The following is a 26497-nucleotide window of genomic DNA, read 5'->3' on the forward strand; positions in this document are numbered from 1 at the left end:
TGCCAGGATCAAAGCGAAGGCGGGGCATTTTCTGGCACTCTGGCGGCATTCAACGTCAGGCGGGGTAGAGAATGAACCGTTTTATTATGGCGGATTCCGCCAAATGTATTGGCTGTCGCACCTGCGAAGTCGCCTGCGTGGTGTCGCATCAGGAAAATCAGGACTGCGCATCCGTCTCTCCAAAAACCTTCAGTGCCCGTATTCGGGTGGTCAAGAGCGGGGCGCTAACCACCGCAGTGACCTGCCACCATTGTGAAGATGCGCCCTGTGCCAACGTCTGCCCGGTGGGGGCGATCAGCCGGGTGAGCGGTACGGTCTACGTCGAACAATCCCTCTGTATTGGGTGCAAAAGCTGCATGTTGGCCTGCCCGTTTGGCGCGATGGAGGTGACAAGTCAGGAGGGGCAGGTACAGGCGTTGAAATGCGATCTCTGCCTGCACCGCGAGACCGGGCCTGCTTGCGTAGAAGCTTGCCCCACTCAGGCGCTGAGCTGCATTGACCCTGCCAGACTGCGGCAGGTGCGCCTTAATAATCACTTAGCGTAAGTTATTGAAGTTCCAGGTCACCGTCAGGCTGTAACGCCAGTCGCGCCCGTGCGTATCGGTGGGCATGTCCCCGGTCGGGCGTGCGGCTTCAACGGCGACGCTATAGTGGCGATTGTCACCCACCATCACCCCTGCCGCGACAGAGCTTAAACGTTGATGACGAAAACCCGGCTGGTTAAACCAGGTACGTGCGGTGTCGGCGAGGAGATAGGGCTGCACGGTTGCCAGCCATTTACTCTCTTTGCGGTTATGCAGATAGCGCAATTCAACTTGTCCACCATAGCCGTAATCCCCCTGCGCTTCTCCATCCTGGTAGCCGCGGCCAAAGCGTTGCGCGCCAAAGCTGACGCGTTCAGCCTCGGGCAGGTCGTTATCTGACCATACACCTTCCAGTGAACTGGACAGGCGCACGTTCTCCGCCACCAGCCAGGCGGCGTCGAGATTGCTTTTCCAGCGGGTAAAGTCGATATCGGTACCCTGGGTGGGGGAGGCGTCTGCGCCTAAGGCGTCCAGCCCATGCCGAACGGAAACGCTGCCGCTGAGGCTACTTTTTGAGGCAGTAAACTCGCGAAACCCATTCACACCAAACTCCAGCGCCGGGTAACGCACGTGCTGATTTTGCTCCGGCAAAGCCAGCGTCTGTCCAAATCCGCGTGCCCGCAGCCGGTAGTCGTTACGCCGATCGGTGTAATCAATGCCGCCAAAAACGCTGAGCTGTTTTTGCCGTGTCAGCAGCCAGGGGTAATTCAGGCTCAAGCCACCGTTGTATTGGGTGGTTTTCTGTCGGGCATCAACCGCGATACCGTTTGGCAGATAAAGTATGGGATCGTAGCCCTTAGGATCATCGCGGTAATAGCTGCCTTTAAGCTGCAGATTCAGTCCCTCATCGTTAAGGAACTGCTGATAATTAAGTCCGACATAATCCTGTTCATCGCCATCACCCAGGGGCACGAAGGTGGCAACCCCAAGCTGATCGCCATAGCTCGTCAGATTGCTCAACGTACCATTCACCAGCGCCAGGCTTTGCCCACGGCGGGTGTCGAGCGTCGACGAGATGTCCCAGATGTGCGGCTGATCGGCGTTAACGTCCATCACCGCCGCGCCATAAATGTTCTTCGGCAACTGCGCATTGACGTCGACTTTGGTTCCCGGTGTGCGGGTCATTAACTGACTGTAGCGATCGAACAGCGCCTGCGAAAGGGGCTTTTCGGCCATGATTTTTTCCGCCAGTCGTTTGAGACGTGCGGCAATACTCGCGTTGTTACTGTTGATTTCGCTGTGTGCGACGTAGCCTTCCACGAGAATAATTTTTATCGTCCCGTCATGAAAATTATCGTCCGGTAGCCAGGCGTAAGAGAGCGGGTAACCGTCTGCCCGGTAGCGTGCGGTGATGTCGTTCGCCAGCGCGATAATGGTTTTCAATGGCACGGTCTTTCCGGCATAGGGGCGAAAGGGCTGAAGCAGGGACTTCAGCGGATACACCGTGCCGCCGACGAACTGAATGTGCCTGACCTGTACTGGCGTATTCGGGGTGAGTTTGCTCTCTGGCTTTGTCACCGAGACTTTGGGTGCGGAAGTGGGGCGCGTATCAGATTCCTGAGTAGTGCGTGAAGATTTGGCCGGGTTTGCGGAATCGACAATCGCTGGAAGCGTATCTGCATGAGCCAGTGACAGTATGCCGGTGCAGAGCAGCACGGAGCAGAGTGGCAGTTTCATCGCTCAGTCCCTTTTATGTTCTTGTCACCCTTTTAAAGCACGGGTGAACGCACGTGCTGTGAAGAAGTGCCCCCGTGAGGGGGCACAAAAGGCCTTACTGACTTTTTGGTTTCAGAATGCCGCCAACTAAACCGTTCACTAATCCCGGCTGGCTGGTGGTGGTCCCACTGGTGTTGGATACGTTATTAGTGACGGAAGCGTTAACATCCGCCGTTAAGGTATTGACCGTCGCCCCGACGTTGGCGAGTAGCCCGTTCTTGCTGGCGTCCACGTCCGCGGTTGCTGAAATGCCACCCGTACTGGCGGTGGAGGTGCCGTTGCCTGTCGACGCTGACGCGGGTTTCACCAGACCGCCGACGTCAGTCACCGTCTGACCAACGGTCTGTACAACCTGACCAACGCCTGCAAGGTTCGGATTAGAGGCAGTGACGTTGCTGCCTACGCCGCTGACGCCGTTACCGACCGTGGTCAACAGATTGTTCACCGGCGTGCCCAGCCCGGTGGTGGTGCCGACGCCCTGCGTCAATTTACTGACGCCGCTGGTGGTGTTATTCACCAGTGTTGTTGTACCGGTGGTGAGTTTGGTGACGCCATCGCTGGCCACCACATTCGTCAATGAATTACCGGTGGTACTGACCACCTGACCGGTTTTGTCGACAACCGTGCCTGCAAGTCCCGTGACCGGTGCGAGGCCCGTATACGCTGTTGTGCTGGCAAGGTTGGTGCCGACGCCGGAGACGGTGGTGCCAAGCGACGTCACCGTTGAAGTGACCCCCTGTACTGTGGTGCCGACGCCATTCGGGTTGTTTGAATTGCCAATCCCGGTGGTCACCCCGGTACCGGTGGTATTCAACGCGCCGCCCAGACCCGTGACCGTCGTGGCAACCGTTGAGGTGACCGGATTGTCGCTCGGGAGCTGGCTGCCCAGGCTATCCAGTGTGCCGCCGACGTTGGAAACTGCCGTCCCTGCATCGCTGACAACGGTATTTAAGGGCGCATTAGAGGCGGTGGAGCCGCCGCCGTTATTCCCACCGGTTCCCCCATCGCTGCCGCCACTGTTGCCACCCGTGCCTCCGCCGCTGCCACTCCCATTATTGGCACCCGTGCCGCCGGTGCCGCCGTCAGTGCCGCTACCCGTACCCCCATCGGTGCTGCCGCTTCCGCCGCTGCCATCTGAGCCATTACCTGCGGTCTGGCCGTCTGTACCCGAGGTTTGATTATCTTTCAGTTTGGAATATGACCCGCCGCTGCTCCCACTGCAGGCCGATAAGGAGAATGCAAGAATGACCGCCACCGCGATTGCGCTCAGGTGGCTAATTTTATCTGTTGCCATGATAAGACCCTCTGAAATAAAACGCCGCTTGGCGTATTAATCAGTGTAAATGGGGTTTTCGGCCTCGGTGGAAATTGTTAGAAATATTTTGTGAGTAAGTTAAAAAATATGATTATTCTTAATCTTGATTTATTTTGCCAATATTAAATATCATTAAAAACAATGTGTTAAATAATGCATTTAACAGTTTAGCGTGGCTTAACAGGTCTTTTGTTGTGTAGTCTTGTTTAACTTAGAAATATATTTTTCATTTGCCTTGAAATTATATAGAGATCTGCATTGACGATATATTGATGGGAAAACAAGACAATAATAATTAACCATTAAATAGGCATGGTTATTGGCGAGGTTATAACTGCCCCTCAAGGAGAGGGGCTAATTTATTTAACTGTTCTCGCGCCAGGCGTTTTCAATCTCTTCAGCAAGAATTTTCACCCCCGCTTCGATCTTATCCGGGTCCGGGACATAGTTCATACGCATGCACTGGTGGGTGTGTGGCCAGGGTTTATCGAGGCCAGGGAAGAAATAGTCACCCGGTACCATCAGCACGCCGCGTTTTTTCAGTCGTTGATAGAGAAGCTCGGTGGTTATCGGTAAATCCTTAAACCACAGCCACAGGAAAATAGCGCCCTCTGGTTTATGGATCAGACAGCGATCTTCCGGCAAATAACGGCGGATAGTGGCAATGGTCTCCTGCACACGCTGGTAGTAGAAGGGTTTGATAACGGTGTCCGACAGACGCAGCAGATCGTTACGCTTAATCATTTCACACATCATCGCTGGCCCAATGCCGCCCGGGGCAAGGCTGATAATGCCGTTCATGTTGCGGATGGCGGAAATCACTTTATCATTCGCAATAATGATGCCGCAGCGGCTACCCGGCAGGCCCAGTTTTGACAGGCTCATGCAGAGAATAATGTTCGGATTCCAGAGAGGACGTGCTTCGCTAAAAATAATGCCCGGGAAGGGAACGCCGTAAGCATTATCAATAACCAGTGGAATGCCATGCTGGTTGGCCAGGGCATCGAGCTTGATCAGCTCTTCATCGGTTATCACGTTGCCGGTCGGGTTGGTCGGGCGCGACACGCAAATCATCCCCGTTTCTTCGCCGATATGCAGATGCTCAAAGTCGACGTGGTACTTAAACTGGCCTTCCGGCAGCAATTCAATATTGGGGCGGGCGGAGACAAAAAGGTCCTCTTCGAGGCCAGAATCTGCGTAGCCAATGTACTCGGGTGCCAGCGGGAACAGCACCTTTCTGGTACTTCCATCGGAACGTCGGCCTGCGAACAGGTTGAACAAGTAGAAAAATGCGCTTTGGCTGCCGTTTGTCAGCGCGATATTCTGCGGTTCAATATCCCAGCCAAGCTCTTTACGCAGCATAGCCGCCAGTAACGTCAGCAGCTCAGACTTGCCCTGTGGGCCATCGTAATTACAAAGCGCATCAGTGGCTTTGCCATTTTCCAGCATCTCTGCGAGCAGGTTATGGAAGTAATCGGTCATGGCCGGGATTTGTGCGGGGTTTCCGCCGCCCAGCATGATGGCACCGGGGGTGCGCAGACCGTCGTTAAGGTCCTCCATGAGGCGCGTAATGCCTGCATGGCGGGTGAATTTGTCGCCGAAAAGGGAAAATGTCATAGCAGTTATTCTGTCGGTCTGATTTTAAAAATGGCTCACCATAGCGCTACATACCCTGCTGTGCAAATCGGATGAGAGCGGGTTGCGTGACGCTTTATTCCAAATATTTACCGTTAGATGGGGTTTTATTTTGTTTGAGTGAGGCGGCTCCCTCCGGGTAGAGGGAGCCTGGTGAGTCTTAGTGATTACCGGCCCAGACGACCATAACCCTGTCATCGCCCTGTTCACGGGTGAAACCGTAACCCTGCTTCAGGCTTAGCGTGGTCTGTTTTCCGCCACCCAGCGCCGGATGACGCGCACGGAACTGCCCCAGCGTTTGCCAGTGATGCAACGTTTGCGCCTCCTTACCGTTAGCGTCCTGCCAGTTCATGTCCGAGCGCGTGCCTTGTAACGGGTCTGAGCCCGTAGGGCCGAACGGCCGGTTGGTCTCATCGCCGTAGTAAATTTGTACCGCGCCCGGTGCCAGCATCAGCAGTTCAGCCGCCTCCTGCCCGCCGTCGCGGAACAAGCGCGTGTCATGAGAGGAGAGATAGCTCAGAACGTTGAAGCCTTGCAGTTTTTCCGCCATCTGCTGCCAGACCAGATCCATGTCGGCAAGGCAATTAACCGCGCTGGCGGCCTGCTCCTGATAGTCAAAATTGATCATCGCATCGAAACCGTGGTTGTAGTAATCGCTGCGCATCACGCCGTGCCCCCAGGATTCCCCGGTCATCCAGAACGGGGCATCGTCGAGTTTTTTCTGCGGATTCGATTTTTTCCATTCGACCAGTGCCTCGCTGGCCTGCGTCTTCAACTGCTGCCAGGCCGCGAGCTCTACATGTTTGGCCGTGTCGACGCGAAAACCGTCGATGCCGTACTCGCGTACCCATTGGCTCAGCCAGTGGGTCAGGTAATCACGTGGGGTATAGCCCGGTATCTCGCGGGCTGCGGTATCGGGTTTGTGCTGATAGAAAATCGGCAGGCCAGACGGCGTGGTCGACTCGGTTTTCAAATCCGGAAGGAACGCCAGCGACATTGTTAAGTCGTCGAAGCCGGGATTGTCATAGTTGCCGATGTCGGTGCGGATCCAGTTCTTGCCCCACCAGTTTTGCCAGGCGGTTTTATCGCTAAAGTTAATGAAGTCGTTAAAGCTATGCCAGCTTTGCCCTGGACCCGGTCGCCAGTCAGTCCAGCGCTCGCCGAGGATTTTTTTACGTTCTTCACCCTGCACGTACAGCGCGCCGAACTGGTATTCCTGCATATCCGCGAGCGTGGCGTAGCCGGTGTGGTTCATGACCACATCAAACAGAATACGGATGCCGCGCTTGTGGGCCTCATCGACCAGCTGGCGTAAATCGGCCTCGGTTCCCATGTTGGCATCAAGCTTCGTCCAGTCCTGAATGTAATAGCCGTGATAGGCATAATGAGGGAAATCCCCTTTGGTTCCACCACCCACCCAGCCGTGAATCTGTTCCAGTGGTGAACTGATCCACAGCGCATTAACGCCGAGCTGTTGCAGGTAATCGAGCCTGCTGGTCAGCCCTCTCAGGTCACCACCGTGGAAGGTGCCAATCTCTTCCTTGCCATCTTTGTGCCGGCCATAGCTGTTGTCGTTAGACGGATCGCCGTTGACGAAACGATCGGTCAATACAAAGTAGACGGTGGCGTTCTGCCAGCTAAAGGGAGCGGCAACATGGGTTTCGGCACGTTCAAGTAGCAATAGCCCACCACTGTTCACTGCCGGTTGCAGCGTAATCCTGCCGTTTTCCACGGTGGCTGTTTTCTGACTGTAGAAATCCCGTACCACACTCCCTTCCGGAAACGTTTTACTGACATCCAGGGTAAGGGGCTGCCCGTCCCACACCGGGCACTGGCGCATGACATTCACCACTTTCGTCGCCGCCTCGCTTTTCACCGACAGCATCAATGTGGGTGTGCCTGAGCGGGTATCGACCTGAATGCGATAATCGCCTTCACGGAACACGCGCCACTGGGGGGCGTCACCTTCGCAGGGTTTTAACGACAACATTTGGTTGAGTTTAACGTCGGCGGACGGTTGCCAGCACTGGTTATCGGCTTGCAACTTCAGCGGATACGCCCCTTTTTTGAGGGGAGTCTCACTGCGCCAGACGCCGGTGCCATCGTTTTTAAAGTCAGCAAGGCCGGGTGCGGACCAGTTGGCGCTGGCCACCGCCGGTAAAAGCAGGAGTAAAAGGGCGCTGTATCTCATCTGAAACCTTCTCATGACGTCAGTTTCCGCCATCTTGCCATTAGCAGGGCGCACGAGACTCATCCCATGCGCGGTATCGCCAGGGATGAGGGCGAAGGGTGAGTGATCGCGCGCAAATTTTGCCCAGAATTTGCGAGAAACGCTGCAAAACTGGCGCAATTTTTTCGCTTTGTCGCAGGTGGGTGATGACAGGCTTTCGGATTTGGCTTATTTGTGTACGTGCCCTGAGGCGTTATTTTTGGTATGATTTGAGATTCCGCTCTCAAAATTGTGAAAAAAATAAGGTGTTGGAATGCATATATCCGACCAGGAGACTTAATGATATCGATTCCCTTGCGACGACTTGGGGCTACGATACTCATGGTTCTCACCATAGCATTTTCAGGTGAGGCGCTTGCGCAAACGCACAGCAAAACAGTGAGTCAGAAGGCCCAAATCTCAAAGACGACCGGTAAAAAACAGGTAAGCAGTAAACAAGAGTATTCTCGCAATAGTGTAAATGGCAGTTCACTTCCTGATTTGCGAAAATACCCTTCCGGAGCACCAAGAAAGAAAGCGTTTCTCCGGACCGTAATGCCCTATATTACTCGTCAAAATGCGGCAATCACCGCCGACCGTAACTGGCTGATGGAACGTCAATACAGCCAGCAATGGTCGACGACGGATCGTGCGCGCCTGAAGGATATTGCCAAACGCTATAAAATCAGCTGGTCTGGCAATACCCGCCGTATCCCCTGGAATGCCTTAATGGAACGCGTGGACATCATTCCGGACAGCATGGTGGCGACCATGGCAGCAGCTGAAAGCGGCTGGGGCACCTCCAAACTGGCGCGCAATAACAACAACCTGTTCGGCATGAAATGCGGGAAAGGGCGTTGCACCAACGGTCCAGGCAAAGTGAAGGGTTACTCGCACTTCGACTCTGTTGAACAGTCAGTCGGCGCGTATGTGGTGAATCTCAACACCCATCCGGCTTACTCCTCCTTCCGTAAATCCCGTGCGCAGTTGCGTAAAGCGGATCAGGAAGTGACGGCGAGCAACATGATTCATAAGTTGAAAGGGTATTCAACGAAGGGCGCAAGCTATAACAATTATCTGTTTGCCATGTATCAGGACAATCAGCAGCTCATCGCCGCGCATATGTAATTGCGCTTCTGAATGCAAAAAGGCCTTCCAACTGGAAGGCCTTTTACTTTCTACGCTCTGATTTACCCTAAGGCAGCAACACTTCCCCGTAGCGTTCGCGGTACTCCTTCGGCGTGCTGTCATACGCTTTGCGAAACACCGAATAGAAATATTGTAGCGACGGATAACCACACATCTGGGAAATCTCATTGATCGAAAGGGACGTGGAGATCAGAAGACTACGGGCTTTTTCCAGCTTTTCCGCATGAATCACCGCGTGAATGGTTTCTCCCACTTCCTCCTTAAAACGTTTCTCGAGGTTCGAACGCGAAATCCCTACGGCATCCAACACCTGGTCCACTTTGATTCCCTTGCAGGCATGGTTGCGAATGTAGTGCATGGCCTGGATAACCGCCGGATCGTTAAGCGAGCGATAATCCGTCGAGCGTCGGGCAACCACGCGGACGGGGGGCACCAGCAGGCGTTGTAACGGCATGGATTCGTTATCCAGAAGGCGATGCAGCAGCTTTGCGGCCTGGTAACCCATCTGACGTGTCCCTTGCGCCACGGACGAAAGCGCCACGCGGGAGAGATAGCGTGTCAGCTCTTCGTTATCGATACCAATCACGCAGAGCTTTTCCGGTACAGGAATATGAAGATGGTCGCAGACCTGTAAAACATGGCGCGCGCGGGCATCGGTAACGGCAATAATACCGGTTTGCGGCGGCAGCGTTTGCAGCCAATCCGCCAGCCGGTTTTGCGCGTGCTGCCAGTTTTCCGGGGCCGTGGTCAGCCCTTGATAAACCACGCCACGGTACTTCTCCTGGGCAACGAGCTGGCAAAATGCATGCTCTCGCTCGGTGGCCCAACCCTTGCCACTGGAGGACGGCAGGCCGTAGAAGGCAAAACGGTGTACGCCTTTCTCTTTGAGATGCAAAAAAGCCTGCTCAACCAGCGCGTAGTTGTCAGTGGCGATGTAGTGCACCGGAGGGTAGTGCTCCGCGCTGTGGTAGGACCCCCCTACGCCGACAATAGGTACGTCCACATCGGCCAGCAGTCGTTCGATTTCAGGGTCGTCATAGTCCGCAATGACGCCATCACCGAGCCACTCCTTAATGTTTTCGATACGGGTGCGGAAATCTTCTTCGATAAAAATGTCCCATTCAGATTGTGACGCCTGCAAATATTCACCAACGCCTTCAACGACCTGGCGGTCATAGGCTTTGTTGGCATTGAATAACAACGTAATGCGGTGGCGCTTCTCAAACATGTCGGTTCCGTCGCGAGTGAATCATCAACCTTGCTTATCATATTCATCACACTGCCGGAGGAAAATTTTCCGGCAGTGTGACCATTATTGCGATCATGCCCGACGTTTGGTGGCGGAATCCATCCACACTGCCAGCAGCAAAATCGCCCCTTTGACGATGTACTGCCAGAACGTCGGCACGTCCATCATACTCATGCCGTTATCCAGCGAGGCCATAATGAAGGCCCCCATCACGGCTCCCGCCACGCTGCCGATACCGCCTGCGAGGCTGGTGCCGCCAATCACACAGGCGGCGATGGCGTCCAGTTCAGCAATATTACCCGCCGAAGGAGAACCTGCACCGAGGCGTGAACTGAGGATCAAACCGGCAATCGCCACCATCAGGCCGTTAATGGCAAAGACCGCCAGCTTGGTACGTTCCACGTTGATCCCGGAAAGACGGGCGGCTTCGAGGTTGCCACCAATAGCGTAAATGCGGCGACCGAACGCGGTGCGTGTGGCCATGAACATGCCTGCCATCAACAGGAAAACGAGCAACAGCACCGGTGTCGGAACGCCACGATAGTCATTTAAGAGCCAGATAGCGCCGAGTGCCAGTACGGCGATCAGCGCCTGGCGACCAACGACTGACGTGGAGGCCGGTGTGGCCAGCCCCAGTGACTGACGGCGTAAACGGCCACGCCACTGCCACAAAACAAACGCCACTAACGCCAGCGCCCCGACACCAAAGCCGACGCTGTCAGGCAAATAACTTTGACCGATTTGTGACATAGCGCTGCTGGTGGGCGATACGGTGGTGCCGTTGGTGATGCCAATCAGTACACCGCGAAAGGCGAGCATACCCGCCAGGGTAACAATGAACGATGGCACTTTACGATAGGCGACCCACCAGCCATTCCAGGCACCTAACAGCAGGCCCAGCACCAGCGTCACCAGAATGGTTAACGGCAACGGCCAGCCCAACCAGACGTCAAAAATAGCCGCCGCGCCGCCTAATAACCCCATCATTGAGCCTACGGAAAGATCAATTTCCGCGGAAATAATGACAAAGACCATGCCCACCGCCAGGATGCCGGTAATGGCGGTCTGGCGCAGCAGGTTGGAGACGTTGCGTGCGCTTAAGTAGGCGCCGTCGGTCATCCAGGTGAAAAAGAGCATGATCACGGCGATGGCGGCGATCATGACAAATACCTGGAAGTTCAGGGATTTTAGCCCGGAAAATGCCCCAGGCAGCGGGGCGGATAACTTCACTTCAGACGGGTTGCTTTTCGACATGATGTTCGCTCCTCAGCGCCGCTTCCATAACCTGCTCCTGGGTCAGTTGATGATTAATAAGGTCGGCTTTTAGCTTGCCTTCGTGCATCACCAGCACCCGGTCGCTCAGCCCTAACACCTCAGGCAGTTCGGACGAGATGACGATAACGGCAATCCCTTGCTGGACCAGTTGGTTGATAAGTTTGTAGATTTCGTATTTCGCGCCGATATCAATGCCACGCGTCGGCTCATCAAGGATCAGAATGCGCGGGTTGAGCAGCAGGCAGCGTGCCAGAATAGCTTTCTGTTGGTTCCCACCGCTCAGGCGACCAATCGCCAGATCGGGGGAGGAGGTTTTGACTTTGAGACGTTGCAGCGACTGCAAAATGCAGTGCTGCTCGGCAGCGTCGTCCAGGCTGCTGAGCTTGCCGGTAAACTGGTTCAAGGCGGCCAGGGTGATGTTCTTGCCCACGGCCATCACCGGTACAATGCCATCCTTTTTGCGATCTTCCGGCACCATGGCGATGCCGTGCGCAATGGCCTGCTGGCAATTGTTAATGTGCACCTGTTTGCCGTCCAGATAGATTTGGCCCTCCCAACGCCCCGGCCAGACCCCAAACAGGCACTGAACGGCCTCGGTGCGCCCGGCGCCGACCAGCCCGGCAATCCCCAGAATCTCACCGCGCTTAAGGGAAAACGAAACGTCATTGACCCGCTTGATATGCCGGTTTACCGGATGCCATGCGGTCAGGTGCTCAACACGCAAGATTTCATCGCCCGTGGTGTGCGGTTCGTTCGGATAGAGCGCTGTTAATTCTCGCCCGACCATCATGGTGATGATGTCATCTTCGCTCATGCCTTCAGCATCACGGGTCCCGATGTGCTGACCGTCGCGGATAACACAAATGACGTTCGATATCGCTTTGACTTCGTTGAGCTTGTGCGAAATATAAATACACGCAATACCGTGGTTTTGCAGGTCACGGATAATGTCGAGCAGGACGGCGGTTTCCTGCTCGGTAAGGGAAGCGGTCGGTTCGTCGAGAATCAACAAACGGACCTGTTTATTCAGCGCTTTGGCTATTTCCACCAGCTGTTGCTGCCCCAGACCGAGATCGCCCACTCGGGTGTCCGGCGAAATATTCAGGCTCACCTGGGCGAGCAGTTTTTCGCACCTGAGCGTCATGGTGTCGTAATCCATCACGCCATGCCGTGTGATTTCGGTGCCCAGGAAGATGTTTTCCAGCACCGTCAGGTGCTTCACCAGTGCCAGTTCCTGGTGAATGATCGCAATTCCTTTGCGTTCGGTATCGCGGATGTGGCCCGCCTGAAGCGTTTCTCCGGAAAAAACAATGTCACCGTCATAACTCCCCCACGGATAGATACCGCAGAGTACTTTCATCAACGTGGATTTGCCGGAGCCATTCTCACCACACAGGGACATCACTTCCCCCGCATTCAGCTGTAAGCTCACATTATCCACGGCTTTGACGGCGCCAAAGGCCTTGGTGATGTTCTTCATTTCAAGTAAATAAGGCATAACTGCTCCACGTAATTCGAGGTATTCACAGCGCCTGAAGAGACAACCCGGCATGCCTCCGAGCGGGAGACATGCCGTGAGGCTTAAAGCTGATCTTTCTGATGGAAGCCGTCTTTAATGACCGTGGCGTCGATATTGTCTTTGGTGACTTCAATCGGTGTAAGCAGACGGGAAGGCACGTCTTTCAGACCGTTGTTGAGGGTGGCATCGGCTTTTGGCGTCTTGCCATTGCCCAACTCAACGGCAATTTCTGCGGCGGTATTGGCCAGTTGAGTGATCGGTTTATAGACTGTCATTGTCTGGCTGCCATTGATCAGGCGTTTAATGCCAGCAAGGTCTGCATCCTGGCCGGAAATGACGACCTTCCCGGCGAGACCCTGGGCGCTCAGAGCCTGAATCGCCCCGCCTGCGGTGGCATCGTTAGAGGCCACAACCGCATCAATTTTGTTGTTGTTAGCGGTCAGCGCATTTTCCATAATTTTGAGCGCGTTTTCTGGTAACCAGCCGTCAACCCACTGATCGCCGACAATTTTTATTTTTCCACTGTCCACGTAAGGTTTTAATACTTTCATCTGCCCTGCACGGAACAGCTTGGCATTATTATCAACCGGCGAACCGCCCATTAAGAAGTAATTCCCTTGTGGCACTTTGCTGACCAGGCTTTGTGCTTGTAATTCACCCACTTTTTCATTGTCGAAGGAGATATAAAAATCAATATCGGCGTTATTGATCATGCGATCGTAAGCCAACACTTTAATCCCTTCCTGTTTGGCTTCTTTTACCACATTACTTAAAACCTGACCGTTGTAAGGAATAATCACTAACACATCAACGCCGCGATTTATCATATTTTCGATTTGCGACATTTGTGTTTCTTCATTGCCGTTGGCTGATTGCACAAACACCGTTGCGCCCAGCGATTCGGCCTTTTTCACGAAAATATCACGGTCTTTTTGCCAACGTTCGAGACGTAAGTCATCGATCGCCATACCAATTTTCACTTCTTTCGCATGACCCGCCATGCTGGCAAGCAGCAATGAAGCACAGAGAGTAAGGCAAAGGTTCTTTATCTTCATAATAGTAATACCTTTTGTAGGGTGACAAAGCTGAGATAAAAGAAACATGCACTGCGTTGAACGTTGCAAATTTTTAACAGGTCGGCGAGTGCTGGCAATTGCTGGTTTTTATCCAGGCGTTATGATTTTTGGTTTATTTGTGGAATTTTGACCGTGATCTGATTTTAAAATAAGCGGAATCGGTTTTGCGAAAAAAACAGGAAGGCACGCCGCAAAATTAATAACCGTGATTTTGCGATGCAGCGCACATTTGCGTATTCTCTTAATGGCAGTGTGAAATAACGTAATTGAGCCAGGCAAAGAGAAAATTCAGTATTAGTTCGTGAACGAAACTTTGCCGCACACCTGATTATGGAGCTCAATATGCAAGCTTATTTCGACCAGCTCGAACGCGTTCGTTTTGAAGGCCCGAATACGACCAACCCTTTAGCGTTTCGCCATTACAACCCGGATGAGTTGGTGCTGGGTAAGCGAATGGAAGATCACCTGCGGTTTGCTGCCTGCTACTGGCACACGTTCTGCTGGAATGGGGCCGATATGTTTGGTGTGGGTTCCTTCGACCGCCCCTGGCAACAGCCGGGTGAAGCGCTGGAGCTGGCAAAGCGTAAAGCTGACGTTGCGTTTGAATTCTTCCACAAGCTGAACGTGCCGTACTACTGCTTCCACGATGTTGATGTCTCCCCCGAAGGCGCATCACTGAAAGAGTACCTGAACAACTTCGCACACATGGTTGATGTGCTGGCAGAAAAACAGCAGCAAAGTGGCGTCAAACTGCTGTGGGGCACGGCGAACTGCTTCACAAACCCACGTTACGGTGCGGGTGCGGCGACGAATCCGGATCCCGAAGTGTTCAGCTGGGCTGCGACGCAGGTGGTCACCGCCATGAACGCTACCCATAAATTAGGCGGCGAAAACTACGTCCTGTGGGGCGGTCGTGAAGGGTACGAAACGCTGCTCAATACCGATTTGCGTCAGGAGCGTGAGCAGATTGGCCGCTTTATGCAGATGGTGGTCGAGCATAAACATAAAATTGGTTTCCGTGGCACGCTGCTGATCGAGCCGAAGCCGCAGGAACCGACCAAGCATCAGTACGATTATGACGTGGCGACCGTCTATGGTTTCCTGAAACAGTTTGGTCTGGAAAAAGAGATCAAAGTGAATATCGAAGCCAACCATGCCACCCTGGCAGGTCATTCATTCCATCATGAAATCGCCTCTGCCATTGCGCTGGGGATCTTTGGTTCAGTGGATGCGAACCGTGGCGATCCGCAGTTGGGCTGGGATACCGACCAGTTCCCAATCAGCGTCGAAGAGAATGCGCTGGTGATGTATGAAATCATCAAAGCGGGCGGTTTCACCACCGGCGGCCTTAACTTTGATGCCAAAGTCCGTCGCCAGAGTACCGATAAATATGACCTGTTCTATGGCCATATTGGTGCGATGGATACCATGGCGCTGGCGCTCAAAGTGGCAGCAAAAATGACGCAAGCGGGTGAACTGGACAAACGCGTCGCCAAACGTTACGCAGGCTGGAATGGTGAACTGGGCCAGCAAATTCTGCAGGGTCAGCTAACGCTTGCTGAACTGGCGAAGTACGCTGAACAGCAGAACCTCGCGCCGTCCCACCAGAGCGGGCATCAGGAACTGCTGGAAAATCTGGTTAATCACTATTTGTTCGATAAATAAGCGTTTAGTCGCAGCGTGTGAGCCCGGTTTGCACTGCGCAACCGGGCCTTTCTTTTAAAGGAGTTATCGCTATGTATATCGGGATCGATCTTGGTACATCCGGGGTAAAGGCGATTTTGCTCAATGAGCAGGGCACCGTTCTGGCCTCGCAAACGGAAAAGCTCACGGTGTCGCGCCCGCGTCCCCTGTGGTCTGAACAGGATCCCGGTCACTGGTGGCAGGCGACGGATCGCGCTATTCGCGCATTAGGCGAACAACATTCATTACAGCAGGTGAAGGCCATTGGCCTTGCCGGGCAGATGCACGGCGCTACGCTGCTGGATAAAGAAGACCAGGTGCTGCGTCCGGCTATTTTGTGGAACGACGGCCGCTGTGCTGAGGAGTGTGCGTTACTGGAAGCCCAGGTCAAACCTTCCCGTGCCATCACCGGGAACCTGATGATGCCGGGCTTTACCGCGCCAAAGCTACTCTGGGTGAAACGCCATGAGCCTGATGTGTTTGCACGGGTGGCGAAAGTGCTTCTGCCGAAAGACTACCTGCGGTTGCAGATGACCGGTACGTACGCCAGCGATATGTCAGACGCCGCCGGAACGATGTGGCTGGATGTCGCAAAACGCGACTGGAGTGACGACATGCTTGCAGCTTGCGGCCTCAGTCGTGACCATATGCCAGCGCTGTTTGAAGGCAGCGAAATCACGGGTACATTGTTACCCGACGTCGCCGAACGCTGGGGATTAGCCCCGGTGCCCGTGGTGGCAGGTGGCGGAGATAACGCCGCCGGTGCGGTGGGGGTGGGCATGGCGGATGCTGGCCAGGCGATGCTCTCTCTTGGCACCTCTGGCGTCTATTTCGCGGTAAGCGAAGGATTCCTCAGCAAACCTGAGAGCGCGGTGCACAGCTTCTGCCATGCGTTGCCTGGGCGCTGGCATTTAATGTCGGTGATGCTCAGTGCGGCGTCCTGCCTCGACTGGGCGGCTAAGCTCACCGGTCAGCCTTCAGTGCAGGCGCTTATCTCTGCCGCAGAACAGGCCGATGAGAGCGCGGGCGATGTATGGTTCCTGCCTTACCTGTCGGGCGAACGCACCCCGCATAACAACCCTGAAGCGAAGGGCGTTTTCTTTGGTCTGACCCATCAGCACGGTCCGAATGAGCTGGCAAAAGCGGTGCTGGAGGGCGTGGGCTATGCGCTGGCGGATGGCATGGACGCGGTACACGCCTGCGGAGTGACGCCGCAAAGCGTAACCCTGATTGGTGGTGGCGCGCGCAGCAGCTACTGGCGACAAATGCTGGCAGATATCAGCGGTCAGCAGCTGGATTACCGCACCGGTGGCGATGTCGGTCCCGCGCTGGGTGCGGCTCGCCTGGCACAAATTGCGCTTCACCCGGACGTCTCTCCGGCGAGTCTGTTGCCCCAACTGACCATTGAGCAGCAGCACGTGCCAGATGCGACTCGTCATGCGGCGTATCAGCCGCGTCGTGAAACCTTCCGCCGTATTTATCAGCAGCTTTTACCTTTGATGTCCTGAATCCGGGTTCCCTCACCCAGGGGGGAGGGATCCCCACAAAATAATGCGAGCACGGACAGTCCCCTCTCCTCTTTGGGGAGAGGTTGAGGGTGAGGGGAAACATGCGGCTCTGAGGGGCATTCCGTTCACCTTATGTTCCTTGCTTTTCTGTCACGCCAGAACCCGTGAACGTGCCAGGGTGGTTCACCGCCACCACCCTGGCGACCCGGGCTCCCGGCCAGGAAAATCGCCGCTGGCGCGGTCCACTACGCATATTCCTTCAGGCTAATCGGGGACGGGCGAAGGTAACGTCCGTGTAAAGTCGCCCTCGCCGCGCATCCCTGCGCGTCGCCCCGGCCTTGCGGATACGCTTCGTCGATTTTCAGCCGGACCCTGTCATCGCGGTGACTGTTTTATTCACATTGCGCTGTGTCATCGCTGCAAAACGTAATATTACGGGGTTCCCTCAGCCCAGGGGGTGAGGGAAGTAAACACCCCGTCCGTAATTCACCTGAAGATGTCCTTTTTTGGTCTTAGCAATGCGGATTCTCCTTGTCACAATGGTGTTACACCCATGTCGTAAGGAGTCCTGAAATGTCTCGTACTGCACTCATCAACATTGATACCCAGCTTTCGTTCCTGCATTGTGATTTCTGGCAGGAGGATGATTTCCCCGTGTTTCGCCAGAACATGACCGCGCTGATTGAGGGGGCTTTGTCACATGGCGTGCCGGTGGTGGATATTTTCCATGTGAATGACAACGGCGGCCCTTTCTCTTCGGAAAATGGCTTTGTGGCGCCGATGTCCTTTTTGACGCATCAGCCTGCGGTGACCTTTTACAAGCACGTGCACAATGCGTTTACCGACACCGGATTGGATCACTGGCTGCGCACGCGTGATATCAACCATGTGATGATCTGCGGAATGCGCACCGAACAGTGTTGCGAAACCACGGCGCGGGTGGCTTCCGATTTGGGTTATAAAGTGACCTTTGTCAGCGAAGCCACATTAACCTTCCCGATGACGCACAAAGGCATTACGCTGGATTCCGATGCGCTTCGGCATCGCACAGAGACGGTGCTGGACGGCCGTTTTGCCACCATCAAAACGGTCAGTGAGGTTCTGAAATCCCTATGACAACCGACGTCTGGTTTGTGATGTTGCCCGGCTTGCTGGCGCTGGATTTAACCGGCCCGGCAGAGACCTTTGTGCTGGCGAAGGGGGCTTTCAGGCTGCATTACATCGGGCCCGACGCGGAAATCACCACCTCCATTGGCATCACGATGACGGGTATTGCTCCTCTTCCGGAGACATTACCGGAAGGGAGTTTGTTGGTTTTACCCGGTGTGACGGATTCCGCGAATGCCTTTGCCACGCCTCAGGCGACGCGGGTAAGCCACTGGTTGATGCGGCTGCAACCCGAAATCCACCGGCAGAAGATCCAGCTCATGTGCGTCTGCTCGGGGGCACTGCTGGCGGCAAAATCGGGCTTAATGAGCGGTATTCATTGCACCACTCACCACAATCTTATCGGCAGATTAAAAACCGCCGCCCCGGCTGCGCTGGTGAAAGAAAATCGCATTTTTATAGAAGATCAGGGTATCTGGACCAGCGCGGGCATCACCTCTGGCATCGATCTGGCGCTGCATCTGATTAACCGGTTGTGCGGTGCGGAAGTGGCGCTGACCGTAGCCCGCGAGATGGTGGTCTGGTTTCGCCGCTCCGGTGACGATCCGCAGTTATCTCCCTGGTTACGCTATCGCAATCATATGCATCCTGCCATCCATCGGGTACAGGATGCTCTAACTGCGGAGCCGCAAAAAGCGTGGCCGCTGGTGGACATTGCCGCTCAGGCACATATTAGCCCTCGTCACCTGACACGCCTTTTTCAGCAGCATTTGGGCATTAGCGTGCGCGATTATCTCGAAAAGCTGCGTCTCGCGGTGGCAGAACAATGGCTTTTACAAGGACGAGGCGTGGAGCAGGCGGCAATGGCGGCAGGCTTTTCCTCTCCACGACAGTTGCACCGTGCACGTCAGCGCATCCCTAGCTGACGTAGCGCCGCGTATCAACGCGCTGCAACAGCATCGACAACACCAGGCTTACTGCAAGCGTCACGCTGAATATCCAGACGATATCGAGCACCGGCCAGCGTTGAATTTCAACCCCCCGGGTGCGTAGCGCATGAATGATGAGTGCATGAAAACCGTAAATGCCCAGTGAGTGACGTGAAACAGTTTTCAGGCCCGGCAGAACGCGGGTGTTGAGCGTGTTTTTCACCAGGGTTAGCAGGGAGATGGCGCAAATAAAGACCAACGGCCCGCAGTACAGATACCAGGTGTCGGCAAAATTGCCGCGCCATTTCAGCTCATGCAAGGTGCCATGCGAGATGGCCCAGACCGCCAGCACGAAGATCACGGCGCTAAGTGCAGTGAGGTGCTTTTTGTTGGTGTCCATCATTCCCAACGCGCGACCCAGCAGGCCATACATCACATAATAGAATGTATCGCCATTGATATAGAGATTGATGGGCAGCCATTCGAAGCCCCCTATTTTTTGCGAGACCGTATTCGGGTTGGCAATGACGCCAATCACCAGCATCAGCGCCAGCAGCATTTTCCCGCCGACGGTTTTCACCTGAATTAACGGTGAAACCAGGTAAATCACAATAATCGCGAAGAAGAACCACAAATGATAGAACACCGGTTTTTGCAGCAGGTTTTTCAGCGACAGATCGCTATTGATTGAGGTGAAGAAGAAAATATAGGCAAAGGCGAGAGCGCTGTAGAACAGTAAACAGAGACCGATACGCAAGAAATGGCGGGGTTGTGCGCTGCGCTCGCCGAAGAAGAGATAACCTGAAATCATAAAAAAGAGCGGTACACTGACCCGCGACGCTGAGTTCAGGAGATTGGCGACTTCCCAGTTAAACGCACTGACGCTCGCGGCGTTGGTGATGTACCAGGTAGTGGTATGAATCATTACCACCATTAAACAGGCTATCCCTCGCAGATTTTCAATCCAGTCAATTTTCGCCGACATCAGTTCCTCAGTTTTCCCGTTAAATAGACTCAGACTTATGATTTATTCCCGTTTCTCATTGGATAATTCTGAGTTTTCCCGCCTGCGCTTGTAGAGCAGGCTCTGGCTTTGCAAAATCCGCTATTCAAATGCATCCCCACTAAAAATAACAGCAGGTTAGCCTGACGGTGAAAAAATGATTTTCAAAGTTTTGACGGCTACGTTATTCCTGGTTGTGGCGGGTTGCAGTGGCCAGCACCCTGAACCGATGCAGAAGGCGCAGAAAGCGAAAGTCAGCCCGTCACTCTCTCTGGAAATGGAACAACTGTGCCGGCAGAATGCGGCGTCTCGCTATAATACCGACAGAAAGAAGATTGCGGTTACGGGGTTTGAACAGTTCCAGAGTAGCTATGAAATGCGCGGCTTTACCCCACTGAAGGAGCGTTTTGTCTGCGCTTTTGACCCGGAAGGGCAGTTTTTACACCTTTCCATGCGCTAGATGTTCAATTTTCCCTAAACAGACCTGTTTCATACTGTATATCTTGCACTCAGCGGGTATACTGACCCCTTCCTTAAATCCACACGTATCCAGCACGAAATAATATGCAAAAGTTTGATACCAGGACCTTTCAGGGCCTGATCCTGACCTTACAGGATTACTGGGCTCGCCAGGGCTGCACCATTGTTCAACCACTGGACATGGAAGTTGGCGCCGGCACCTCTCACCCGATGACCTGTCTGCGCGCGTTAGGGCCAGAGCCAATGGCGACCGCCTATGTGCAGCCTTCCCGTCGCCCGACCGATGGTCGCTACGGCGAAAACCCGAACCGTTTACAGCACTACTATCAGTTCCAGGTGGTCATTAAGCCCTCCCCGGACAACATTCAGGAGCTGTACCTGGGTTCGCTGAAAGAGCTGGGTATGGACCCGACCATCCACGATATTCGCTTCGTTGAAGACAACTGGGAAAACCCAACGCTGGGTGCCTGGGGTCTGGGCTGGGAAGTGTGGCTGAACGGCATGGAAGTCACGCAGTTTACTTACTTCCAGCAGGTTGGTGGCCTGGAGTGTAAACCGGTGACCGGCGAGATCACCTACGGTCTGGAACGTCTGGCCATGTACATCCAGGGCGTAGACAGCGTTTACGATCTGGTCTGGAGCGACGGCCCGCTGGGTAAAACTACCTACGGCGACGTGTTCCATCAGAATGAAGTGGAACAGTCCACTTATAACTTCGAATACGCCGATGTGGATTTCCTCTTCTCCTGCTTTGAGCAGTATGAGAAAGAAGCCCAGCAGTTGCTGGCGCTGGAAAATCCGCTGCCACTGCCTGCTTATGAGCGCATTCTGAAGGCTGCCCACAGCTTTAACCTGCTGGATGCGCGTAAAGCCATCTCCGTCACCGAACGTCAGCGTTATATCCTGCGCATTCGTACCCTGACCAAAGCGGTAGCTGAAGCTTATTATGCTTCCCGTGAAGCCCTCGGCTTCCCGATGTGCAACAAGAATAAATAAGAGGCGGCCATGTCTGAGAATACTTTCCTGGTGGAAATCGGCACCGAAGAGCTGCCACCAAAAGCCCTGCGTAACCTGGCGGAATCTTTTGCTGCCAACGTGACGGCAGAACTGGACGCGGCTGGCCTTGCGCATGGCAACGTTGAATGGTTTGCGGCCCCGCGTCGTCTGGCACTGAAAGTGGCTAACCTGTCCGCTTCTCAGCCAGACCGCGAAGTGGAAAAACGCGGCCCGGCCATTGCCCAGGCGTTCGATGCCAGCGGTCAACCGAGCAAGGCAGCAGAAGGTTGGGCGCGCGGTTGTGGTATCACCGTTGACCAGGCTGAGCGTCTGGTGACCGACAAAGGCGAATGGCTGCTGTACCGTGCGCACGTGAAAGGCGAAAGTGCCGAAGCGCTGCTGCCGAACATGATTGCCTCTTCGCTGGCTAAGCTGCCAGTGCCTAAACTGATGCGCTGGGGCGCAAGCGACGTCCACTTTGTGCGCCCGGTGCACACCGTCACTTTGCTGCTGGGTGACAAACTCATTCCGGCAACCATTCTGGGCATTCAGTCCGATCGCGTCATTCGCGGCCATCGCTTTATGGGCGAGCCGGAATTCACCATCGACAACGCCGACCAGTATCCTGAGATTCTGCGTCAGCGTGGCAAAGTGATTGCGGATTACGCTGAGCGTAAAGCGAAAATCAAAGCCGATGCCGAAGAGGCCGCACGTAAAATTGGCGGCAACGCCGATCTCAGTGAAAGCCTGCTGGAAGAAGTCACTTCGCTGGTGGAATGGCCGGTGGTGCTGACGGCGAAATTCGAAGAAAAATTCCTCGCGGTTCCGTCTGAAGCGCTGGTCTACACCATGAAAGGCGACCAGAAGTACTTCCCGGTTTACGCCAACGACGGCAAGTTGCTGCCGAACTTTATCTTCGTTGCCAACATCGAATCTAAAGATCCGATTCAGATTATCTCCGGTAACGAGAAGGTTGTGCGTCCGCGTCTGGCTGATGCTGAGTTCTTCTTCAACACCGACCGTAAAAAACGTCTGGAAGATAATCTTCCACGTCTGCAAACCGTGCTGTTCCAACAGCAACTGGGTACGCTGCGCGACAAGACCGACCGTATTCAGGCGCTGGCGGGCTGGATTGCCGGTCAGATTGGTGCTGACGTTAACCATGCGACCCGCGCGGGCCTGCTGTCTAAATGTGACCTGATGACCAACATGGTCTTCGAATTCACCGACACTCAGGGCGTGATGGGCATGCACTATGCTCGCCATGACGGCGAAGCAGAAGATGTGGCTGTGGCGCTGAACGAGCAGTATCAGCCGCGCTTTGCGGGTGATGCGCTGCCGTCTAATCCGGTCGCCTGTGCCGTGGCGATTGCCGACAAGATGGACACCCTCGCGGGTATCTTCGGTATCGGTCAGCATCCGAAAGGCGACAAAGACCCGTTTGCGCTGCGTCGTGCTGCGCTGGGCGTGCTGCGTATCATCGTTGAGAAGAACCTGAATCTGGATCTGCAAACGCTGACCGAAGAAGCGGTGCGTCTGTACGGCGACAAGCTGACCAACGCGAAGGTTGTGGATGACGTTATCGACTTTATGCTTGGTCGCTTCCGCGCCTGGTACCAGGACGAAGGTTACACCGTCGATACCATCCAGGCGGTGCTGGCGCGTCGTCCGACTCGTCCGGCAGATTTCGATGCGCGTATGAAGGCCGTGTCCCACTTCCGCACTCTGGAAGAGGCCTCTGCGCTGGCCGCAGCCAACAAGCGTGTGTCGAACATCCTGGCGAAATCAGATGAAACGCTGAACGACATTGTGCATGCTTCCGTGCTGAAAGAAGCGGCAGAGATTAAACTGGCCGGCAACCTGGTTGTATTACGTGACAAGTTGCAGCCGTACTTTGCTGAAGGTCGCTATCAGGAAGCCCTGATTGAGCTGGCAGCACTGCGCGAGCCGGTAGATGAGTTCTTCGAAAACGTGATGGTCAATGCGGAAGAGAAAGATGTACGTCTGAACCGTCTGACGCTGCTCGCCAAACTGCGTGAATTGTTCCTGCAGGTCGCGGATATTTCGCTGTTGCAGTAACGGTTACGTTAATTAAAAAAACCTGCCTCCCGGCGGGTTTTTTATTATCTGAAATTAATATTAAATGTTCCTTTAATAATACTCGTGTAAATATATTGGTAAGTTGTTATTGATTATGCAGAATTAATTTAAGAATCTATCAACATCGGTAGTGGCGTTATTTACGTTAGAATGCTGCCGGGTGCTTGAGACTGTTTGTCTCAGGCATTTGCTGAAAGGCAGACAGAGAAAAGCCCCACCTGACTATAAATCAAAGTGAGGCCCTCTATGCCTAGACCCCATAAAGGTAGCCTCTTACTCGTTGAAAATCAACTAAAGAGGCAAAGGATGCCGCGAAAGTCGTTGTTGTGTAGTTTAATAGTGATATGTTTCACTGTTCTATTATCTATATGGATGGTTCACGATTCATTATGTGAACTTAAATTTAAACATCATGACACGGAGTTAGCGGTGTTTTTAGCCTGCGATATTAAACGGTAAGGGATTATGGCGGGGAGCGATCCCCGCCATTCTTTCGGTGTCGGGTATTCTCAATGCATCCTTTTTATATTATTCATTATTGAAGACGGCCCCATAAAGTGGGGCTTTTTTTTAAATTAATAAACTGGCCGAAATTTAACCTTGAAATCCTGACCGGTCTGCGTCTATCCTTTGCCCCGACGAAGCCCTCGTCATTCTGGAGCGCACACCAAAAATGAACAAACACGACTGATGAATTTCACGCCTTGCAACGCACTGAGTGCGGGCAGGGAGGTATTGATTTCAATCAGGAGTGCTTATGGCTCATTGCGCCCAATCCCCCTCTTTTATATTGCATCAGCTCACCTGTCAGTTTGCGACGGGCGACACCCTTTTTGGCCCGTTAACGCTCACGCTTGAGACTGAGCTATGTGGTCTTGTTGGCCGTAACGGCAGTGGCAAAACCTGTCTGCTACGTTTGCTGGCAGGGCTGGATTCGCCTGCTCACGGGCATATCGAGCGCTTCGGCTCGCTGGCATATGTTGCGCAACAGCAGACGGTAACACCTGAAACAACAATGGCTGAACTGCTCGGCTATGACGCTCTCTTTGCCGCCCGCAAACGTATCGAACAGGGCGATTATCAAGCCGACGATATTGAGCGAATGGACGGTTTTTGGGATCTGCAGGAGCGTCTGGACGCCGCCTTTGCTGACGCCAGTCTACCGCCCTTCGCCGCGGAACGTTTGGCCGCCCAGCTCAGCGGCGGCGAGCGTATGCGGGCGCTGCTGTGCGCTGCATTGATGCACGAACCGGATTATCTGTTGTTGGATGAACCCACCAATCACCTTGATCGGCAGGGGCGTGAGTGGTTTTACGCCATACTCACCCGCAGACGCGGCGGCACCCTGGTAGCGACCCACGATCGCGAACTGTTGGCGCTGTTGCCACGCATCCTTGAACTTACCCCCTCAGGATTGCGCAGTTATGGTGGCAATTACGCAGATTACCTGCGCCTGCGTGATGCGGAACAGCAGGCCGCACAGGCGGCGCTGGACCATGCCGCCACTGAACGCCGCCGCACGCGTCTTCGACTGCAAAAAGAGCATGATGCCAGCCAGCGGCGCTCTGCCCAGACCTTACGTACCGTCGATACGCTGAATATCGCCTCGTTTGAGCGGGTGAAATACAAGGGGGCGGCAAAGGAGCGGCCTGGTGCCTTCCGTCATCAACATCGTGAGCAGAACGAGGCGCTCAATACGGCGATAAACGAAGCGCGGGAGAGGGTGGAGGCGGCGGCCCCGGTACTCTTTACGCTGCCGGGAAGTCGGATTGCGGAAGGCAAGCAGGTGCTGGTCATGGAAGACCTGGTGTTGCCGCATGTACCCCGCGCGCCGCTCAGCTGGCGAATGGATGGGCCGATGCGGGTGGCGTTGCGAGGGCCAAACGGTTGTGGAAAATCGACGCTGCTGAAGGTGATCATGGGTGAAATGGCGCCGCTTGCCGGCCACTGTCACGTACCGGTCACGACGGCGTATCTCGATCAGCATCTTTCGCATCTCGATCTCTCACTGTCCGTGCTTGCGCATCTCCGCCTTGAAGACACGCCTCTGGAAGAGGGCACGCTACGTACGCGTCTGGCGCAGTTGCAGCTGAGTGCGGACAAGGTCACGTTGCCGCTGTCGGCACTCAGCGGGGGAGAGCGTCTGAAAGCCGCGCTGGCCTGTGTGCTCTGGCGGCGCGAGGCCACCCAGTTGTTACTGCTTGATGAACCGACCAACCACCTGGATTTGGCGTCGACGAGCGCGATTGAGACGGCATTAGCCACCTTTCCGGGGGCCCTGTTAGTGGTGTCACATGATGAGGCGTTTTTGCGGGGGTTAAAATTGACGCACAGTCTTGAGTGGCGCGAGTCAGAGATTATTGGCGAAGCAAGAGTCTGAAAACATAAACCCCCGACATCGCGGGGGCCTGAGCATACTACTTTAGTCCATCAACTGCTTACTGAGCGTCGGATTGGAATGAATCAGGCGCATCAGTTTCATTTCGGTTGCTGAGGGACGCACGCGTTTCGATTCCCATTCCTGGACCATCGATACGGTCACGCCCATCGCACGAGCAAAGTCGTCTAACTTTAACCCAGTGCCACGGCGGAGTTGTTCCAGCTCATTGAATGTATTCGGCTTCTGGGTAAGTGTTACCGCTTGCGTTACATCTTTTTTAAAAACAATCTGTTCCAGACTGCTTAGCAGCTCAAACATCGGATCTTTATATTCCATTGAGAACTCCTCAAAATCACACAGCGGATAGAGATACAGCAAGACTAAGAATAGTCGGTAAAACGCCGTGTGCAGGGCCCTGCAAGAGATATATTGCATGCTAAGGGTCTTTTGATGCTTTCAGAATGCATATTCAAACGTTTCGCTACACCTTAATTGCTTGATTACGCACAATCTGTGTTAAGTCAGTATTTTTTTGTAAATGGTTAGCAAAAAGTCGCATGACGAAACGCGGTGAATACGTAAGC

Annotated in this window: 21 protein-coding genes; 11 read left to right on the plus strand and 10 right to left on the minus strand. The window is 54.3% G+C overall.

Features of this window, described 5'->3' with window-relative positions; all coding sequences use genetic code 11:
- The first annotated feature begins 71 nt into the window (after positions 1-71).
- Entirely contained in the window at positions 72-545 is a 474-nt protein-coding gene (locus ACUY4Q_RS00855) for a 4Fe-4S dicluster domain-containing protein (RefSeq protein ID WP_458045272.1), read from the plus strand.
- Here the strand turns inward: ACUY4Q_RS00855 and ACUY4Q_RS00860 are convergent.
- The 4 genes from ACUY4Q_RS00860 to ACUY4Q_RS00875 form a co-directional block, all read right to left on the minus strand.
- Positions 537-2261 (minus strand): ShlB/FhaC/HecB family hemolysin secretion/activation protein, encoded by a 1725-nt coding sequence (locus ACUY4Q_RS00860; RefSeq protein ID WP_458045273.1) that lies wholly within the window; start codon positions 2259-2261, stop codon positions 537-539. The genes ACUY4Q_RS00855 and ACUY4Q_RS00860 overlap by 9 nt on opposite strands.
- A gap of 94 nt (positions 2262-2355) precedes the next feature.
- Positions 2356-3594: a collagen-like triple helix repeat-containing protein gene (locus tag ACUY4Q_RS00865; protein ID WP_458045274.1), complete on the minus strand. Its 1239-nt coding sequence runs from the start codon at positions 3592-3594 to the stop codon at positions 2356-2358.
- Between the two features lie 384 nt (positions 3595-3978).
- On the minus strand, positions 3979-5232 hold the full coding sequence (gene avtA / locus ACUY4Q_RS00870; protein ID WP_458045275.1) for a valine--pyruvate transaminase: 1254 nt from the start codon (positions 5230-5232) through the stop codon (positions 3979-3981).
- Between the two features lie 178 nt (positions 5233-5410).
- On the minus strand, positions 5411-7441 hold the full coding sequence (locus ACUY4Q_RS00875; protein WP_458045276.1) for an alpha-amylase: 2031 nt from the start codon (positions 7439-7441) through the stop codon (positions 5411-5413).
- 318 nt (positions 7442-7759) lie between these two features.
- Here ACUY4Q_RS00875 and ACUY4Q_RS00880 point away from each other — a divergent pair, with 318 nt between their 5' ends.
- Positions 7760-8587, plus strand: coding sequence for a protein bax (locus tag ACUY4Q_RS00880; RefSeq protein ID WP_458045277.1), 828 nt, complete (start codon positions 7760-7762; stop codon positions 8585-8587).
- A gap of 67 nt (positions 8588-8654) precedes the next feature.
- On the opposite strand, the gene xylR is transcribed toward ACUY4Q_RS00880, so the two are convergent.
- The 4 genes from xylR to xylF form a co-directional block, all read right to left on the minus strand.
- The gene (xylR, locus tag ACUY4Q_RS00885) at positions 8655-9836 is read right to left on the minus strand and encodes a D-xylose utilization transcriptional activator XylR (RefSeq protein ID WP_458045278.1); all 1182 of its coding nucleotides are present in this window, start codon (positions 9834-9836) and stop codon (positions 8655-8657) included.
- 93 nt (positions 9837-9929) lie between these two features.
- The gene (xylH, locus tag ACUY4Q_RS00890) at positions 9930-11111 is read right to left on the minus strand and encodes a xylose ABC transporter permease XylH (protein WP_458045279.1); all 1182 of its coding nucleotides are present in this window, start codon (positions 11109-11111) and stop codon (positions 9930-9932) included.
- A complete protein-coding gene (locus ACUY4Q_RS00895) occupies positions 11089-12630 on the minus strand; it encodes a xylose ABC transporter ATP-binding protein (RefSeq protein ID WP_458045280.1) in 1542 nt (513 codons plus the stop codon). The genes xylH and ACUY4Q_RS00895 overlap by 23 nt, the downstream gene beginning before the upstream one ends.
- 83 nt (positions 12631-12713) lie before the next feature.
- A complete protein-coding gene (xylF, locus tag ACUY4Q_RS00900; RefSeq protein ID WP_458045281.1) occupies positions 12714-13706 on the minus strand; it encodes a D-xylose ABC transporter substrate-binding protein in 993 nt (330 codons plus the stop codon).
- 363 nt (positions 13707-14069) lie between these two features.
- Here xylF and xylA point away from each other — a divergent pair, with 363 nt between their 5' ends.
- The 4 genes from xylA to ACUY4Q_RS00920 all read left to right on the plus strand — a co-directional run bounded on the left by xylA (position 14070) and on the right by ACUY4Q_RS00920 (position 18951).
- Positions 14070-15392, plus strand: a complete 1323-nt coding sequence (gene xylA / locus ACUY4Q_RS00905; protein WP_458045282.1) for a xylose isomerase — start codon at positions 14070-14072, stop codon at positions 15390-15392.
- 71 nt (positions 15393-15463) lie between these two features.
- On the plus strand, positions 15464-16918 hold the full coding sequence (gene xylB / locus ACUY4Q_RS00910) for a xylulokinase (protein WP_458045283.1): 1455 nt from the start codon (positions 15464-15466) through the stop codon (positions 16916-16918).
- Positions 16919-17491: 573 nt separating this feature from the next.
- Entirely contained in the window at positions 17492-18034 is a 543-nt protein-coding gene (locus ACUY4Q_RS00915) for an isochorismatase family protein (RefSeq protein WP_458045284.1), read from the plus strand.
- A complete protein-coding gene (locus tag ACUY4Q_RS00920) occupies positions 18031-18951 on the plus strand; it encodes a GlxA family transcriptional regulator (protein WP_458045285.1) in 921 nt (306 codons plus the stop codon). Before ACUY4Q_RS00915 ends, ACUY4Q_RS00920 begins: the two co-directional genes overlap by 4 nt.
- Here the strand turns inward: ACUY4Q_RS00920 and ACUY4Q_RS00925 are convergent.
- Positions 18944-19939, minus strand: a complete 996-nt coding sequence (locus tag ACUY4Q_RS00925; protein ID WP_458045286.1) for an acyltransferase — start codon at positions 19937-19939, stop codon at positions 18944-18946. The genes ACUY4Q_RS00920 and ACUY4Q_RS00925 overlap by 8 nt on opposite strands.
- A gap of 175 nt (positions 19940-20114) precedes the next feature.
- Here ACUY4Q_RS00925 and ACUY4Q_RS00930 point away from each other — a divergent pair, with 175 nt between their 5' ends.
- The 5 genes from ACUY4Q_RS00930 to ACUY4Q_RS00950 all read left to right on the plus strand — a co-directional run bounded on the left by ACUY4Q_RS00930 (position 20115) and on the right by ACUY4Q_RS00950 (position 25913).
- Positions 20115-20417 (plus strand): YsaB family lipoprotein, encoded by a 303-nt coding sequence (locus tag ACUY4Q_RS00930; protein ID WP_458045287.1) that lies wholly within the window; start codon positions 20115-20117, stop codon positions 20415-20417.
- A gap of 104 nt (positions 20418-20521) precedes the next feature.
- Positions 20522-21433 (plus strand): glycine--tRNA ligase subunit alpha, encoded by a 912-nt coding sequence (gene glyQ, locus ACUY4Q_RS00935; protein WP_004126458.1) that lies wholly within the window; start codon positions 20522-20524, stop codon positions 21431-21433.
- 9 nt (positions 21434-21442) lie between these two features.
- On the plus strand, positions 21443-23512 hold the full coding sequence (gene glyS / locus ACUY4Q_RS00940; protein ID WP_458045288.1) for a glycine--tRNA ligase subunit beta: 2070 nt from the start codon (positions 21443-21445) through the stop codon (positions 23510-23512).
- Between the two features lie 327 nt (positions 23513-23839).
- Entirely contained in the window at positions 23840-23992 is a 153-nt protein-coding gene (locus ACUY4Q_RS00945) for a Hok/Gef family protein (RefSeq protein ID WP_458047447.1), read from the plus strand.
- A 298-nt stretch (positions 23993-24290) separates the two neighbouring features.
- Entirely contained in the window at positions 24291-25913 is a 1623-nt protein-coding gene (locus ACUY4Q_RS00950) for an ABC-F family ATP-binding cassette domain-containing protein (protein WP_458045289.1), read from the plus strand.
- Positions 25914-25955: 42 nt separating this feature from the next.
- Here ACUY4Q_RS00950 and ACUY4Q_RS00955 read toward each other — a convergent pair whose 3' ends face one another.
- Positions 25956-26249, minus strand: coding sequence for an HTH-type transcriptional regulator (locus ACUY4Q_RS00955; protein WP_458045290.1), 294 nt, complete (start codon positions 26247-26249; stop codon positions 25956-25958).
- Positions 26250-26497 lie beyond the last annotated feature (248 nt).

It is taken from the genome of Phytobacter cepae, assembly GCF_054165735.1.